This is a genomic window from Epilithonimonas lactis, from assembly GCF_900110605.1.
Lineage (GTDB): Bacteria > Bacteroidota > Bacteroidia > Flavobacteriales > Weeksellaceae > Epilithonimonas > Epilithonimonas lactis.
In genome coordinates this window covers 66950-83032 of record NZ_FOFI01000004.1, presented here as the reverse complement: position 1 = coordinate 83032, position 16083 = coordinate 66950, and the positions used below count along the sequence as shown (strand labels likewise).

At 39.1% G+C, this 16083-nt stretch carries 14 protein-coding genes; 11 read left to right on the top strand and 3 right to left on the bottom strand.

Features of this window, described 5'->3' with window-relative positions; all coding sequences use genetic code 11:
• Nucleotide 1 precedes the first annotated feature (1 nt).
• A complete protein-coding gene (locus BMW39_RS14220) occupies nucleotides 2-1771 on the bottom strand; it encodes a patatin-like phospholipase family protein (RefSeq protein WP_034974423.1) in 1770 nt (589 codons plus the stop codon).
• Nucleotides 1772-2015: 244 nt separating this feature from the next.
• On the opposite strand from BMW39_RS14220, the gene BMW39_RS14215 reads away from it, so the two are divergent.
• From BMW39_RS14215 to BMW39_RS14170, 10 genes are all read left to right on the top strand, one after another.
• The gene (locus BMW39_RS14215; RefSeq protein ID WP_034974421.1) at nucleotides 2016-2792 is read left to right on the top strand and encodes an XRE family transcriptional regulator; all 777 of its coding nucleotides are present in this window, start codon (nucleotides 2016-2018) and stop codon (nucleotides 2790-2792) included.
• A gap of 101 nt (nucleotides 2793-2893) precedes the next feature.
• A complete protein-coding gene (locus BMW39_RS14210) occupies nucleotides 2894-3721 on the top strand; it encodes a helix-turn-helix transcriptional regulator (protein ID WP_051879872.1) in 828 nt (275 codons plus the stop codon).
• A gap of 59 nt (nucleotides 3722-3780) precedes the next feature.
• Complete coding sequence (locus tag BMW39_RS19095) at nucleotides 3781-5217, top strand: S41 family peptidase (RefSeq protein WP_051879871.1); 1437 nt, start codon at nucleotides 3781-3783, stop codon at nucleotides 5215-5217.
• Nucleotides 5218-5345: 128 nt separating this feature from the next.
• Nucleotides 5346-5651: a hypothetical protein gene (locus BMW39_RS14200; RefSeq protein ID WP_131474286.1), complete on the top strand. Its 306-nt coding sequence runs from the start codon at nucleotides 5346-5348 to the stop codon at nucleotides 5649-5651.
• Between the two features lie 67 nt (nucleotides 5652-5718).
• A complete protein-coding gene (locus BMW39_RS14195) occupies nucleotides 5719-6582 on the top strand; it encodes an NAD(P)-dependent oxidoreductase (protein WP_034974419.1) in 864 nt (287 codons plus the stop codon).
• 80 nt (nucleotides 6583-6662) lie between these two features.
• Entirely contained in the window at nucleotides 6663-7148 is a 486-nt protein-coding gene (locus BMW39_RS14190; protein WP_034974418.1) for a DUF4385 domain-containing protein, read from the top strand.
• A 63-nt stretch (nucleotides 7149-7211) separates the two neighbouring features.
• The gene (locus tag BMW39_RS14185) at nucleotides 7212-7412 is read left to right on the top strand and encodes a hypervirulence associated TUDOR domain-containing protein (RefSeq protein WP_034974412.1); all 201 of its coding nucleotides are present in this window, start codon (nucleotides 7212-7214) and stop codon (nucleotides 7410-7412) included.
• Between the two features lie 102 nt (nucleotides 7413-7514).
• Entirely contained in the window at nucleotides 7515-9641 is a 2127-nt protein-coding gene (locus BMW39_RS14180; RefSeq protein WP_074719355.1) for a GAF domain-containing sensor histidine kinase, read from the top strand.
• 145 nt (nucleotides 9642-9786) lie between these two features.
• Nucleotides 9787-11316, top strand: a complete 1530-nt coding sequence (locus BMW39_RS14175; RefSeq protein ID WP_221406032.1) for a PAS domain-containing sensor histidine kinase — start codon at nucleotides 9787-9789, stop codon at nucleotides 11314-11316.
• 2 nt (nucleotides 11317-11318) lie between these two features.
• Entirely contained in the window at nucleotides 11319-11687 is a 369-nt protein-coding gene (locus tag BMW39_RS14170; protein ID WP_034974408.1) for a response regulator, read from the top strand.
• Nucleotides 11688-11736: 49 nt separating this feature from the next.
• Here the strand turns inward: BMW39_RS14170 and BMW39_RS14165 are convergent, their stop codons facing one another.
• Both BMW39_RS14165 and BMW39_RS14160 read right to left on the bottom strand, forming a co-directional pair.
• Nucleotides 11737-12540 (bottom strand): DUF4249 domain-containing protein, encoded by an 804-nt coding sequence (locus BMW39_RS14165; protein WP_034974406.1) that lies wholly within the window; start codon nucleotides 12538-12540, stop codon nucleotides 11737-11739.
• Nucleotides 12541-12542: 2 nt separating this feature from the next.
• On the bottom strand, nucleotides 12543-14876 hold the full coding sequence (locus BMW39_RS14160; RefSeq protein WP_034974404.1) for a TonB-dependent receptor: 2334 nt from the start codon (nucleotides 14874-14876) through the stop codon (nucleotides 12543-12545).
• Between the two features lie 246 nt (nucleotides 14877-15122).
• On the opposite strand from BMW39_RS14160, the gene BMW39_RS14155 reads away from it, so the two are divergent.
• The gene (locus BMW39_RS14155; RefSeq protein ID WP_034974402.1) at nucleotides 15123-15944 is read left to right on the top strand and encodes an alpha/beta fold hydrolase; all 822 of its coding nucleotides are present in this window, start codon (nucleotides 15123-15125) and stop codon (nucleotides 15942-15944) included.
• Nucleotides 15945-16083: the final 139 nt, after the last annotated feature.

Here is a 16083-nt window from a genome sequence, read left to right as displayed (position 1 = left end):
TCTATTTTAAAAGTTTATATTTAAAAAGTTCTTCGATAATGATGTTGATAATTTTGTTGCTGAGCGTCGTGGCGATAAAACGATTTCCCACCGACCTCATAAACGTGTAACCAAGGAATTTCCAGACTCTCACTTTAAAGTCCTTGATGAAAACAAGTTCGTTTCGCTTTTTGATGATAGGAATCGTCGCATTATCTTCTTTTTTTCGCAGATGGTCATAAGTGATATCCACAATTGACTTGAGCCTTTTATTAAGGATTTTTTCCAGCGGCACGAGATCCTTTTGATAATCAATGGATGGAAATGTGAGACCTTTGGTATTTGACTCATTGATGTAAGGATAAAAACGCGTATTGCGGTCCATGATTTGTTTTGATTCAATCCTAAAATCCGGGATAATGGGAATCATTGTTTTGTTGGTCTTATTATCACTGAAAGCATATTTTTCTTTCAAAGGCTCCGACCATTCTGATATTGATGGATGCAGTTCCGCTTCCAAATGAAAATAATAGCGCAGGAAACTCTGACAATTCTTGCGGCCAAGCATGTAGTCGTGCACGCGGAAATCTTTGTTGATAAATCCCGCAAATCCTGACAACGCGCCGCAAGCGATGGTGTTGGGAAGAAGTTCCTTTTTCTCGTTGTAACGCGTTGGCCAGATCATATTCTTGTCGGTACTGTCATCAAACATATCGGTGATGTCATTTTCCTTGAAAGAAGCCTGTTGGCGCAAAGTGGACACAAGTTTTGGAATGGTTTTGAAAAGGTCATCATCCGCCTCCTTCTTTTCCAAACCTTTGGGTAAAATATAGCTTGGAAACGGATCGACCATGATCATTTTATAATTCTTATTGAATTCCTTTCCGATGACCCTGAGTGCTTCTGCGATCGGTTCATTGTTCGTAAGGCCGCCATCTACCGCGGTAAAGTTGTAGAAATCGTCAATCCTGGGAACAAATTTGAATTCATTGCCAAATATCCTTTTGAGGTTTCCGATAATGTAATCTTTGGGTATCTTCTCAAAAGAAACGCTTTTTAATCCCAAAGGGAACGCACCGCTCGCCCTGGCACATTTTAGAAAGAATCTGATGGAATCCTCGTCGTTCAGGTCAAGGTTTAATTTTGAGGTATCACTGTCTTGTTTATTGTTTTGGAAGTAGGCAAATCCTTTGTGGTAAGACATCGTATGGGCCACCTTATTGTTGTCCGAATCATAATAGAGATCTATCGGAATTCCCTTGAGATTGCTTAAAGTCAATAGGACATCAAGATTCGGATTGATGAAATCTGGCAGCACATTGATCTCTATCGACTGTGATTTTAACACAATCTTATCAATCAGCTGATCCATAAATTGGACATTCAAAAGAGACTCCAGCTTGCCATTTTCCAGGTCGCCAGCAGAAAGTAGATATTGGGAGATATCCTCGCTGTCATTCAATCCGAAATTGACCCAAGTATCAAAAAGAATATTATCTCTTGCCTCTGCCGAATATGGATCTGTAACTTCCTTCAAAGCACCTTTTGCAAGACCAATGAGCGATACGGCTGCAGCAATACTTCCCGCAGAAGCACCGGTAAAAATATCAATCACCACATTGGGTTTCGGTACATTCACAGGATCTTCCTTATGTTTTTCTTCCCACAAAAGCAAGGTGCTGAAGAGATAATCCAGCACGCCAGCAGTGTAAGCGCCAGCCGTTACTGCACCAGCCAGCACAAGACCGATGTGGATCTTTTCACCCTTTATTTCTATCGAAAGGTTTTCCATTGCGTTTAAAAATTGAAAAGTTTTCTTTCAAGCATTATTCACTGACTTAAAGTTAATATATTTATTTCATAACCAATCTATCTTAAAAATTATTGTAATGTTAATTTAATCTGATTATTTTTCCATTAATTTTAATCATTCTGATATAGACTTGGAGAAAGCAAAAATTTAGATAATTAATATTTAGTAAAGTTAGTATTTTTTGTATCAAATTTATTTATATTTGTTGATACAATTTATACCAATGTCAAAATTATCAGATAACATCAGAGATCTAAGAGTAAAACAAGAAATTTCGCAGCAAAAAATTGCCGATGCCTTGCTAATCACAAGAGGCCGATATGCAAAATATGAGGATGGCACTTCCGAACCACCGATCGAGATATTGCTAAGACTTTCGAGATATTTTGGGCTCAGCATCGACCTTCTCGTATCGGTAGACATCAGGAAATATCCAACGGAAGAAATGCTCAATCTTCCTAACAATCGAACTTTGATTCCTATCAGTGTGGACAATCTTGGCAACAATCAGATAGAGATCATTCCTCAGAAAGCTTCCATGGGCTACCTGAATGGCTATGCAGATCCAGAATACATCGAAAGTTTGCAGACGATTTCTTTGCCTTTTCTTCGCAATGGGAAATTTCGGGCGTTCCCGGCCCAAGGAGATTCTATGCCGCCGTACAAAGATGGAACCTACATTGTTGGAAAATATATTGAAGACCTTTCCGAATTGAAGACGGACAAAACCTACATCTTCATCACCACCAATGATGGAGTCACTTACAAACGATTTCAGTTCCATGAGGCTAATGGGATCTGTGTCAAATCTGACAACAGTTTTTATGAACCTTACAAGATCCCGTTAGCGGAGATCAAGGAGATCTGGGAATTTGCCTGTAGCATTTCCACTCAGGAGTACGAGCCGGAAGAATTCTCGCAACACAACATCCAAAACCTCTTTATAGATATTAAAAAAGATATCAAAAATATCAATGCTATCATTTCGGATAAAAATTAAAGTTTTGCTTTTTGGCTAGTAAATTCAGACAATATCTTCATAATTTAATATCTTTACAAAAGTGATAATAGAGTATCGCAAATAAAAAGCATTGAGAAATTATGCAATCAGTAATCATCATTCCAAAAAATGAAATTCTAAAACGATATGTTCAGTACTTCTTGTTCTTCAAAAAAGATGACAGATACTCTTTAAATTATACCACTTTCCCGAACAGCAATTTATGCCTTGCAATTTATAAGGCAAATGATATTTCGTACGACAACAAAAACAATCTTTGTAAGATCACAGCTGGAAGTAGTTTCAAAAGTCGAATTTATGGCTTTCACAAAATGCCTTTCTATGTTGATATTGATTCCGTATTGGATCAGATCTGCATTATTTTTCAACCTTCGGCTTTGAGGGCTTTCACCAACGAATCATATGAAAATCTGATGACCTCGGAATTCGTTTTTGAGGAATTATTTTCTTCCGATCAACAGGTTTTGGAAAGAATATTTGAGACCGATGAATTTTCAAAGAGGGCTGAGAAATTAGAGTGTTTACTTCTGGAAAATTTGCAGAACGACATTCCGGAAAAGCTAAAGGAAGCGATGATGCTCATCAATCAAAAAAATATTTTTAGCATTGATTCACTTTCCAAAAACCTTAAAATAAGTGAGGCTACCCTATTCCGATTATTCAAAAATAATCTGGGACAAAATCCGAAGTCCTATCTCAAGACATTGCGATTCAGAAATGTTTTGAATGATATCATTAAACCTCAAAGATCACTGACCAATTTGGCCTATCAAAATCAATATTATGACCAGGCTCATTTTATCAATGACTTTAAAACGCTTGCCGGATTTTCACCAAAACAGTTGGTAGGTAAGATCTCCGTCAATCAAAAAGATCTGACGTGGATCTATAACAATGATCAAAAGTGAATGATTTTTACAATTTTTGAAATTCGGAAATGGTTTTCTTTGTGGGAAAATTATATTAAATGAAAATCCAGATATTTTTACTCTTTGTCCTTTCATCATTCTTCGGTTTCATCAATGCGCAAACCAACTGCAATTGTAATGACGCACTTCAAAATATTATACTCAAAATCGAAAGTGAGTATCCAGGCTTCGCTGTCAAAACCAAAGATAAATTGCTATATAACAGCTTTAAAGAGAATACGACGAAATCTGCCATTGAAAATAAAAATCCGTCAGAATGTCTAGCTATATTGAAAAGCTACACAGACTTTTTCAAGGATAGACACATTTGGGTGCTTCCGAACGAAAATGGATCCCAGCAAAGCATCAATACAAAAACGCTTAAGAATCCGACCCCAAAACAAGCAAACATCAATCTCAAGAAATTTAAAAATCGCGCTAGTAAAATCACCAACGAAATAGAGGGAATTTGGAAAGATGAAAATTACGAGATTGGCATCGAAAAACTGAATGAAAGAGAATATGTAGGCTTTATCATCAATGCAGATTCAAATTTCTGGAAGACCAAAGAGGTTAAGTTTAGATTGTTCACAGATGGAACTTATGAATATTATATGCAGGATCGTTCTTTACAAAAAGGAAAATACACGATCCATGATGGTGGACTCTTGTACTTTGATACGATCAGGTCGGCTTTCACCAGACAAACACCTGCGGCAAGCTTAACACAATCCGAAATTGAAGATAAGATCAATGAAATGAATGGTTTTTTCATCAAACGATTGACGCCAAGAACCACGATTGTAAAAATGCAGTATTTCAGCTACATGTTTGTTGAGAACATCGAAAAAATGATTGAAAAGAATAAAGCACTTTTAGAAAGTTCTGATTTTTTGATCATTGATGTAAGGGACAATGGTGGAGGAACTGACAATGGTTATCAAAAGATATTACCTTACATCGTGACAGGTCCCAGCAGAAGTGTCGGCGTAGAATATCTTGCCTCTCCTACTTTAATTAGTACGACTGAAAAATATTTGCAAGGTCTGAAAAAAGATGCTGAAAAGAACAAAGCCCAAATAGAAGACCTTGAAAACAGGATCAGACAACTGAAAGCCAATCCGGGAAAATATGTGAATTACGATGAAAAGAAGGTACGCATAGAATCAATGGTTCCATCTGTCAAGAGTCCTTCCCAAATCGTTGTTTTAGCGAATGACCATACAGCCAGCGCCGCAGAGAATTTCCTCCTTTTGGCAAAGCAAAGCAAGAAAACAAAAATCATTGGAATCCCGTCCTCAGGCGTTCTTGATTATGCGAATGCCATGTTTTTCGAATATGGTTGTGATAATTACAAATTGCTTATGCCAACATACAATTCTTTTCGACTACCAGATTATCCTATTGATAATATAGGCGTACAGCCGGATATCTACCTCGATGAAAGTGTAAAGGATTGGACACAATTTGCAGTTGACTATCTTGAAGGCCAATAGATTGATCATTATGACAAAATGTGTTAATACCACTTGAATATTATCTTTCAATTTTCTTTATCTTAATAATTACTTCGAGCATAAGAGTGGTTCAAGGTTTGATAATTGTTCAGATTAAAAATTACAGAATGGAAAAAAGGCCGCATTTCAAAGCTACGATCACCTATTTTGCAACAGAAGATGGAGGCATCATCACACCCGTGTCTTCGTGTTTCAGAGCCATCATCAGATTTCCATATGATAACAAAGAACTGATAGCCAACCAGACATTCTTAGAATTTGAACTCGTTTTTCCTGGAGATACGATAAACGCCGATGTTTTTTTGTTAGAGGCCGATGAAACCTTAGAAAAAATATACATCGGATTGGATTTCGAGCTACTTATCAATTCAAATACGATTGCCAGTGGCGTGATCACGGCTATTTATCTCTAATTTATTCAGTTATTATTCTAATGTTTAATACGATGCTTATTAACATTAATCAAGACAAAAATCTACTATGCAGACTCAACCAACAATAGCGCTTCTATCGCCAGGAGACATGGGCACGCAGATATCAAAGTCCTTGATCAAAAACGAATTCAAAGTGATCACTGCTGGAGACGGCAGATCTCAAAAAACGCTTGATAATATTAGGAATACAGGCATTAAAAACACAGGTTCTTTGGAGAATACGGTTGACAAGGCAGATATCATCCTTTCGCTCACCAGTCCAGAGGCAAGTTTGGAAATGGCAGAAAAGATTTCTTTTTGTCTTCAGAATTCTAATAAAAAAACCTTGTACGTTGACCTCAATTCCAACACGCCAGATGTGGCTTTGGCAATAGAAAAACTTTTTGCTTCGATTGATATCACTTTCATCAATGGCGCAGTAATGGGTGCTTCAAAAGATATTCCAGAGACGGCCGTTTTCGTGTTAAGTGGAATCCATAGAAAGCGATTCAGTGATCTTTTTGGTCATATTTTCAAAATAAAAGATGCTGGAGAAAAGACAGAGGCTGCATCGGCATACAAGCTACTTTTCTCGATGGTCAACAAAGGAATGAATGCGCTATTTTTTGAAACGATGACCGCTGCTTGTCATTTCGGCATTCTGGATGAGCTGAATGACAGTCTTCAGGACTTCCTTCCGGGAACCTATCAGGATCTAATGAAGACCACACCGACCTATCCACAACATCTTTTCCGAAGAATCGACGAGATGAAAGGCCTCAGCCAGATGCTGGAAAATGAATCACTTCCCAGTGTGATAGGCTCTGGCATTGCCAAAACTTTCGAGACCGTTTATCAATCAAAAATCTTCGAAGGTGAAGAGCCAAAAAATGTCATCGAAACATTTCAGAATTTTAAAAAATTAAAATGAAATAGATTTCGACATTGAGTTTTTTTCAAAATTAAAAAGGCTGAAAAAATTTAAGGCACTTGGTTTGTTAAGCCAAACTTATGAGCGATCAAAAACCGAGTTATCTTAATTTCAGGTCTGAAGATTATTTCTGGAAACCCGATATTGATTATCGTGCGCATCCTGAAATGTACAAGGTTGGAAAGGGCGAACAGGGCGTTTTGATCTGTAAACCTTACAAAGGAGAAATTGGAAAATACTGGCGTTTCAAAAATGCAGAAATTGCGAAAGAAAGTTCGGAGAAGATTTATTCTCTATTTGAAGACTATCTCGCAAAGGACGAATTTGTGGGCGCAGACATGGCGAGAAAATATCTTCAGATGGGTTTTACGAGAGCCAGAAGGTATTATAATTACAAAGGTGGTAAAAAGTACGATGCAGAAAATAATCATGAATTATTACAACGTGGCACTGGTAATCCTGAGAAAGCAAAAGCTGCAGATATCTTTTATAAAAAATGGAAACTGGCAGAAGAAAATGAGACCTACTCCCAGCTAAAAATCGATTGGAAAAAGAAGTTTGGATAGATACTATTCTAAGAAGATCCACTTCAAACTTTTGTACGTCGTTTAATATTAATAATAAAAATTATGTTGAAAAAAGGAGATATGGTCAAATGGAAATTTCGCTATGGCGAAACCCAAGGCATCATTACAAAGATCCATATGAAAGATTTTGTTTTCATGGATCGGCAACGAAGAGCCTCTGAAGAAAATCCCCAATATGAGGTCATGAGTGAGAAAACTGGAAAATCAGCCGTTCACAAATCGGCAGCTTTAAAAAAAATTTAGACGAAAATATTAGCAATTAATATCTTCTGTGCATTGTTCGATTTCCTTCATATTTGTTTCAGAATAAATATTGATTTATCTTTACTCACTATTTGCGGTGCTATGATTGAGAATACCTTTGGCAAGAACATTGTGCCTGAAAATGATGCGAAACGCCTTGATGCACTGCATCGTTACAGGATTACAGATACACCATCAGAAGAGTGTTTCGACGGTATCGCCAGACTGGCAACACAGATCTTCAATGTTCCGATTTCACTATTGTCGTTGGTTGATGCGGAATCTGTTTTCTTCAAAGCCAACATTGGAATGGGAAAAGCGAAAGAAGCCAATCGTGGGAAAAGTCTTTGCGCTCTCGCCGTTCTAGACAAGGAAGTCACCGTTTTCGAGGACGCTTTGAAGGAACCTTGCCTGATGGCCAATCCCAATGTCATCGGTGATTTCGGACTGCGATTTTACGCCGGAGCTCCATTGGTCACCCATGATGGATTCCTGATCGGCACTTTATGCATTATCGACCAAAAACCACGAGAATTCACCAAAGCCGACAGATCGATCCTTGAAGGTCTTGCTAAAGTGGCAATGGACCAGATAGAATTGAGAAGATCCGCGCTGGATACCATCGATGAATTGAAAAATTCCAATACCCAATTGACCAAAACGCGACAAGACTTAGAAGCTGCTGTTCAAAATCTGGCAGAGTTCAATGTGGAAATGGAAGCGACGAATGAACAGCTTAATTTGGCCAATGAAGAACTGAACATTTCCTACGACCTTACAAATACATTAAATAAAGACCTTCAAAACAGCGAATTGCGACTTCAGTCCTTTATCAGCAAAGCACCTGTAGCTTTTGGGATTTTGTCTGGCAAAGAATTGGTCATAGAGGTCGCGAATGACATGATCCTCAATATTTGGGGAAAATCCAAGGACGTGATCGGAAAACCTATTACGCAAGCATTGCCTGAATTGAAAGAGCAACCGTATTTTTCTTTGCTGGAGCAGGTTTACATCTCAGGGAAAACCTATCTGGGAGACACAGCTCTCGTAAAGTTGGAATCTGATGGCATTCTAGATGACCACTATTACGACTTCATCTACGAACCGCTGAAAAATGAAAACGAAGAAACAGTTGCCATCATTGTAATTGCCAATGAGGTGACAGAGCGTATCAACAAAAGATTGGCGTTGGAAGACCTCAATCAGCAACTTCAGATTGCACTTCGCGCAGGTGAGTTGGGTACTTACAATCTTGACCTTGTGACCGGCGAGATCACCAGCTCGTCCCAATGCAAAGCGAATTATGGGCTTACCAATGAGCATCCATTTGGTTTTGATGAATTAATGACGATCATCCTTCCAGAATACAGGGATGATTTGAAAGAAAAAATAAATCAGTCCATAGAAAATCGCTCATCCTTCACTGCAGAGTATCTTGTGAGATGGCCAGATGAGTCCTTGCATTGGATAAGTGCCTCTGGCCAACCGAGTTTTAATGACGAAGGCACTGCTACCAATATGATCGGCGTCACCGTGGATATTACCAAACGTAAAAATTACGAGACCCAGAAAGATGATTTTCTTGGCATCGCCAGCCACGAGCTGAAAACACCTATTACCAGCCTCAAAGCAACACTACAACTACTTCAGCGATTGCGTGACCAACCAACGCACGAGATGATCCCAAGATTGATAGACCAATCGGCCAACAGCCTGGAAAAACTTAATAAACTGGTAGATGACCTACTGAATATCCATCGTGTGACCGGCGGACACCTCGACCTTTCTAAGGAATGGTTCACTGTTTCTGAAATGCTTACAAGTTGCTGCGACCACGTCCGAATCGATGGCAAACATGACCTCGTCATCAAAGGTGACCTCAATGCAAAGATGTATGCAGATGAGCATAGGATTGACCAAGTGGTCGTTAATTTCGTGAATAATGCAGTCAAATATGCGCCACATTCCAAGACCATAGATCTGATCGTAGAACAATTGAAAGACTGCGTAAAAATAACAGTAAAAGATTATGGAGAAGGCATCGATGCTGCAACGCAACCCTACATTTTCGACCGCTATTACAGAGCTAGTCATAAAGGAAAAGGTTATTCTGGTTTAGGTTTGGGATTGTACATCTCAGCTGAGATCATCAAAAAACATGGTGGCGAGATTGGTGTAGATAGCGAGCTAGGCGAAGGAAGCAGATTCTGGTTTACCATTCCAAATTAAGTAGTAAAATTAAGTTTAACAGATTTAATGATATTATAAATTTAATAATACGCTTTAAGGGCATAATTTTGGTTGATCCTATTCAACCAAACAAATGTGAAAAATCTACCTTTCACAAAATAATATCACATTAAAAAAGAGAATATTGGAACCAAATATTAACAGCCAAACGATAAATAATAATTTAAGCAATAATATTTATCTACAAGCGCTTAATTCAGCAAGATCTGGTATTATCATCACAGACAATCAACAGCCGGACAATCCGATCATCTACTGTAATACAGCATTTGAAAACATTACTGGCTATTCTCACAACGAGATCATTGGACACAACTGTCGTTTTTTGCAATCTCAAGACCGTTCTCAGCCAGCAAGGCAGATCATCAAAGATGCTGTAAAGAATGGTGAAGAATGTGTACTGGAAATCAGAAACTATAAAAAGAATGGCTCTTTATTCTGGAATGAATTGACCATTTCCCCTGTAAAAGATATCGACGGAACAGTGACGCATTTCATTGGTGTTCAGAATGATATCACAGACCGCAAAAGACACGAGAACGAAATGCGCGAGGAGAAAGCTTCTGTGGAAAAGAAAATCGTTGAACGCACCAAGGAACTTCATGACAATGAGGCATTTCTCTCAAGTATTATTCAAACAGTGAGAGAAAGCCTATTGGTTTTAGATGCTGACTACAAAGTCTTGAGTGCCAACACACACTTTCTAAATTCCTTCAAAGTAACCACTGAAGATACCATTGGAAAAATACTTTTTGAATTGGGAAATCACCAATGGGATATCGAAGCTTTGAAAGTCCTTTTGACCAAAATATTACCGACCAATAATCCTGTCATTGATTTTGAAGTGGAACACGATTTCCCTTACATCGGCAAAAAGATCATGTTGGTGAATGCCTATCGTGTCGAGTTTGAAGGACAATATAAAGACCGCATCCTCATTGCGATCGAGGACATTACAGACAAAAAAGAGGTAGACCGCCGCAAAGACGACTTTCTATCCATCGCAAGCCATGAGCTGAAAACACCGTTGACGACCATCAAAGGATTTATCCAACTTCTGGAGAGAATGGTTCCGAAGGATTCCTCAGAGAAATTTGTATCAACTCTCGGAAAAGTTTCTATTTATGTAGATCGCCTCAACAATCTGATATCCGAACTTTTGGACACTTCAAAAATACAATCTGGCAATATTGAGATCCATAAAGATCCCTTTGATATTGATAAATTGGTGCATGATACGGTAGAAAATCTTGCATTAGCGACACCAGAATACAAGATCAGTATCAACAGCGATACAAAGGCAATCATCCTTGGCGATGAGCTGCAGATATCTCAAGTCATTACCAATCTCGTTTCGAATGCCATCAAATATTCTCCCGGAACTGACAAGGTCGATGTCTACTGCAATAGGGTCGGAAATTTCGTCAAAGTATCAATAACTGATTACGGGATGGGAATCAGCCAGCAAGACCAGACCAAGATCTTCGAGAGATTCTTCCGAGCGAGAGATATTCAGAAAAAATTCCCTGGGATGGGAATAGGCCTTTACATTTGTCATGAGATCATTGCCAATCACAACGGAACACTTTGGGTAGAAAGTGAGATCGGCGCAGGTTCAACATTCAATTTCACATTACCGATTATGCAAAGCTAAAAATGGAAAATAAAAAAATAATGATCTGCGATGATGATGCAGGAATACTGGAAGTATTGGAAATGATGCTCGATATAGAAGGCTACACGGTTTTTACCGAAAGCAACAGTACCAATCTTATGAAAGGCATTAACGAAAACAAACCCGACCTTTTGTTGATGGACCTTTGGATGCCAGTCTTGTCAGGTGACCAATTGCTGAGAACCATCAGAAGCACAAAAGAACTTGAGGATCTTCCCGTGATCATTCTTTCGGCAAGTGTGGACGGAAATGAGATCGCAGACAATGCTGGCGCAAATGGATTTATTGCAAAGCCTTTTGACATGGATGCCGTGTCGATACAGATCCAGAACATTCTACAAAATACTTAGTGATTTTCATTAATGAAATCCGCGATTCATTATTCCATCATAATAAGATTTATTCGATAACGGCAGTTTTGACCTGCACCGTGTGCGCAGAAAAGTAGCCTAGCGCGCCATTGCTGATATTGCTTGGTGGATTTGTAGGTGTCACGCCGCCGCCCGATCCACCACCAGACAGCTGAAGTAATGCTGAATAGAAAGTATAGACCTTATCATCGATACATTGCATCTCTACTGTGATCGTATCTCCTACTTTCACTTTTATATTATCATCTTCATCATCATTCGGAAGTAATAATGGGCGTTGGTTGGGCAATCCATTATTGACATTATCAGAAAATTCTGCGAAGTTCTTGGTAGAATGGTCATTGACGTAATAGCTGAAAAGATATCGGTTTCCCAAAGTCTGAGGATCTGTGAAAATTGGCAAAAGCGTGTAGCTCAACTCTCCGGCAACCAGAAAAGAATCTTGTGCTAAACCTTCAAAAGTAACAGTTTCCGGCATTGTACTTTCTGAAATGTATTCTTTTCCTTCCGCCAGTATCTTCAAAGTATAGGTTCGTCCCGATTGTCCCTGGAATGTGTAAGTTTGATAAAATCCATTTCCTATATATTCCAACACTTCTGTTTGACCCAGATCATCGCTCAAAGTTACTTGCGCGTCCTCTATTGGTGGATATTGATTGGCCTGGGTAAAAGCCACCGACTTTGTGATCCTCACGTAATATGGACCGGCTTGATCTGTGATATTTCCTTCGATAACGATCTTTCCGCTTTGATCTTCCAGATCTAGATCGATTTCCTTTTCACAAGAAACGATCAGAAAAAAGGTTAATAGGATCAATAATATGTTTTTCATAATTAGAATTTGAAATTATAAGTGATGTTGGGAACCCAACGGAAAAGTGAGGTCTGCATGGCTCGCGTTGTTCCTGGTCGATCCGGATTATCTTCAAAATTGATGATATAGGCATTTTCCCTTCCATAAATATTATAGATCCCAAATGACCAGGAACCTTTGAAGCGTTTTTTGGAAGTTGGCTCGTAGGTCGCGCTCACGTCCATTCTGTGGTAAGCGGGCATTCTGTCAGCATTTCGGTTGCTGTATTGGAAAATGGTCTGTCCATTCAGTTCATATTTTCCAGTTGGGAAAGTGACCGCATTTCCTGTGCTGTAGAGGAACAGTCCCGAGAAAGACCATTTTGGATTCAGCTCGTAGGTAGCAACCACGGAAAGGTCGTGGGTTTTGTCCACTCGGGCATTGTACCAATCGTTGTCATTGATGCCGTTTATTTTTCTTTCTGCTTTTGATAAGGTGTAAGAGATCCAGCCTGTCAGTTTTCCGCTTTTCTTTTTGGCAATCAGTTCTAGTCCGTACGCTCTACCCTTTCCGAACAGAAGTTCACTTTCTACATCGGCAGCAGTGTCAAAGGTAATTTGCGCTCCATTTTTATAATCGATTTGATTCTGCATTGATTTGTAGTAGATCTCTGCATTCAGTTCGTAATTATTGTTGTTAAAATTCCTGCTGTAGCCTGCGCTGATCTGGTCAGATATCTCAGGCTTCACAGTGTAGCTGCTGCCAATCCATTGGTCTGTGGGATTACCACTTCCGCTGGTGCTGAGCAAATGTAGATTCTGTGTATTTCTAGAGTAGCCACCTTTCACGCTGCTCACTTCATTGATCCTATAATTGGCGGTGATCCTCGGTTCGAGATTGACATACGTCTTCCCGAATTTTCCTTTTTCTAAAAATTCTGAGCCGATGATCATTCCGTTTTCGTAAGTGTTGTAGGTATCGCCACCCAAAACACTGAACATTGAAAGTCGCAAACCATAGTTGATTGTCAACTTTTCTGTTGCTTTGAAATCAACATTGATGTACAATGCATTTTCCCAAGAGTATCTCGGGTTTCGTGGAAAACTGCTGATGCTGGTTCCAGATGCACTGCTTGGCGAGATCGTGTGATAGATCGATTGCAAACCAAATCGCACAGAATGTTTGTTGCCTGCAAACCAAGTGAAATCCTGTTTCAGGTTCCAGTCCTCAATTTGAGAATCGAGTCCGAAAGTATTGTCATTACTGGTGAGACTGACATTGTAGTTATAATTGCTATAAATGAAAGATGTATTGGAAAACAACTTGCTATTGATGATGCTGTTCCAGCGAAGTGTCGCTGTTGTGTTTCCCCAATCGGTCGCAAACGTATCACCTAGACCCAGAACATCTCTACCAAAATAACCTGATAAGTACAACCGGTTGTTGTCATTGATCTGATAATTGGCCTTTAAATTCAGATCATAAAAATAAAGTTTGCTGTCTCTGAAATCATCGGTGGTCTTCAGAAAAATATCGGCATAAGTTCTCCTGCCAGAAACGATGAAAGACGACCGCTCTTTTTGGATCGGACCTTCAACGCTCAATCGACTGCTGATCAAGCCTATTCCGCCAGCCACGTTGTAGTCTTTGTTATTCCCATCTTTCATTTTGACATCCAAAACAGAAGACAATCGACCTCCGTATTGCGCTGGACTATTTCCTTTGATAATGCTCGCATCTTTGAGCGCATCACTATTGAACGTGCTAAAAAAACCAAGCAAGTGAGAAGCATTGTAAACCGGCGCCTCGTCCAGAAGGATCAAATTCTGATCCGTAGCGCCACCTCTTACGCTGAAACCACTACTTCCTTCACCATTGCTTTTAATGCCTGGCAAAAGCTGGATCGTTTTCATCACATCTTTTTCGCCAAACAGAACAGGAAGTTTTTCAATTTGTTTAATGCTCAACGTTTCTGTTCCCATTTGTGCAGATGAGAGATTCTTATCTTTCTTCACCGCTGAGATCACGACCTCATCGATATTGGTGGTCGTCTCCTTTTCTTCCTGACTCAACTGAATATTGACCTTGATATCTTCTTCAACATTAATGATCTGTTGGAAATCTCTGAAACCTGGATTGGAGATCATCAATGTATAAGAACCTTTCGGAAGCGAAAGCGAGTAAAATCCGTACTCGTTGGCATTAATGGAAATGGATGGATCTTCTGCCACTTTCACAGCCACACCGATGAGCAATTCGCCGTTTCTCTGATCTTTGATGGTACCGCTGACCGAAAAATTCTGTTGGGCAAAAACAACGGTGCTAAAACAAATCGCCGCAATGGAAGCTGCAATTTTAAAGGAGGATATCTGCATTGAGGTGTATTACGCAGTAAAGATAAAGTTTTCGAACCTGAAATCTAAAGTGACAATAAAATTTAAAAGAAAATTAAAACCAATAAGACCAATAAAAATGGTAAAGATATGGAGCATTAATATTAAAAATCTTTATTTACGATATTATCTTAGGTCAAGGTAGAAAGAATCTAACTCAACTACATTTGTTAAAGAATTAAGACAACAAAATATTACAACAAATTAATCACACTAAAAAATTAAATTATGAGCACACTAAAATTAAAAGACGGAACAGAGATCTTCTACAAAGATCAAGGCGAAGGACCAACTTTGATGTTTCACCACGGATGGCCTTTATCATCAGACGATTGGGATTCACAGGTAATTTTCTTCCTGCAAAGAGGTTACAGAGTCGTGACACACGACAGAAGAGGTCATGGTCGTTCCAGCCAAGATATCTACAATCACACCATTGAACAATACGCTTCTGACGCAGCGGAATTGGTAGAATTTCTAGACCTAAAAGATGTTGTCCACATCGGTCATTCCACAGGCGGTGGCGAAGTGATCCGTTATGTAAATAAATATGCTAACGGAAGAGCGAAAAAAGCGGGTTTAATCAGCGCAGTTCCGCCAATTATGGTAGCAAGTGATGAAAATCCTGATGGAGTTCCAATGTCGGTTTTTGATGGTATCAGAGAGCAGACTTTGAACAACAGACAACAGTTTTATATAGATTTGACAATACCTTTCTACGGCTACAACAGAGAAGGTGCAGATGTGAAAGAAGGCGTACAAAGAAACTGGTGGAGACAGGGAATTATGGGTGGAATCGTGGCACATTATGACGGGATCAGAGCGTTTTCTGAGACTGATTTTACAGAAGATTTGAAAAATGTTGATATTCCGGTTTTGGTACTTCACGGTGAAGATGACCAGATTGTGCCTTATCAAAATGCGGCGTTGAAATCAATTAAATTGTTGAAAAACGGAACCATAAAAACATATCCAGGTTTCCCTCACGGAATGCCGACTACGGAAGCAGCGACAATCAACAAAGATCTTTTGGATTTTATTGAAGCTTAGTTCTATTAAATCTTATCAACTTACATTAATCTAAAAACCCTTATGAATGATCTGCATAGGGGTTTTCAGTATGATGTAATGAAGGTTTCAAAATATTTACAGTACTGTAAATTGCCAATCTGTTGCCTAATCCACCAAG

Coding starts and splice junctions, on each gene's coding strand:
- BMW39_RS14155 (WP_034974402.1), top strand. CDS start 15,123: ATGAGCACACTAAAATTAAAAGACGGAACAGAGATCTTCTACAAAGAT.
- BMW39_RS14185 (WP_034974412.1), top strand. CDS start 7,212: ATGTTGAAAAAAGGAGATATGGTCAAATGGAAATTTCGCTATGGCGAA.
- BMW39_RS14210 (WP_051879872.1), top strand. CDS start 2,894: ATGCAATCAGTAATCATCATTCCAAAAAATGAAATTCTAAAACGATAT.
- BMW39_RS14195 (WP_034974419.1), top strand. CDS start 5,719: ATGCAGACTCAACCAACAATAGCGCTTCTATCGCCAGGAGACATGGGC.
- BMW39_RS14165 (WP_034974406.1), bottom strand. CDS start 12,540: ATGAAAAACATATTATTGATCCTATTAACCTTTTTTCTGATCGTTTCT.
- BMW39_RS14200 (WP_131474286.1), top strand. CDS start 5,346: ATGGAAAAAAGGCCGCATTTCAAAGCTACGATCACCTATTTTGCAACA.
- BMW39_RS14180 (WP_074719355.1), top strand. CDS start 7,515: ATGATTGAGAATACCTTTGGCAAGAACATTGTGCCTGAAAATGATGCG.
- BMW39_RS14170 (WP_034974408.1), top strand. CDS start 11,319: ATGGAAAATAAAAAAATAATGATCTGCGATGATGATGCAGGAATACTG.
- BMW39_RS14190 (WP_034974418.1), top strand. CDS start 6,663: ATGAGCGATCAAAAACCGAGTTATCTTAATTTCAGGTCTGAAGATTAT.
- BMW39_RS19095 (WP_051879871.1), top strand. CDS start 3,781: ATGAAAATCCAGATATTTTTACTCTTTGTCCTTTCATCATTCTTCGGT.
- BMW39_RS14215 (WP_034974421.1), top strand. CDS start 2,016: ATGTCAAAATTATCAGATAACATCAGAGATCTAAGAGTAAAACAAGAA.
- BMW39_RS14220 (WP_034974423.1), bottom strand. CDS start 1,771: ATGGAAAACCTTTCGATAGAAATAAAGGGTGAAAAGATCCACATCGGT.
- BMW39_RS14160 (WP_034974404.1), bottom strand. CDS start 14,876: ATGCAGATATCCTCCTTTAAAATTGCAGCTTCCATTGCGGCGATTTGT.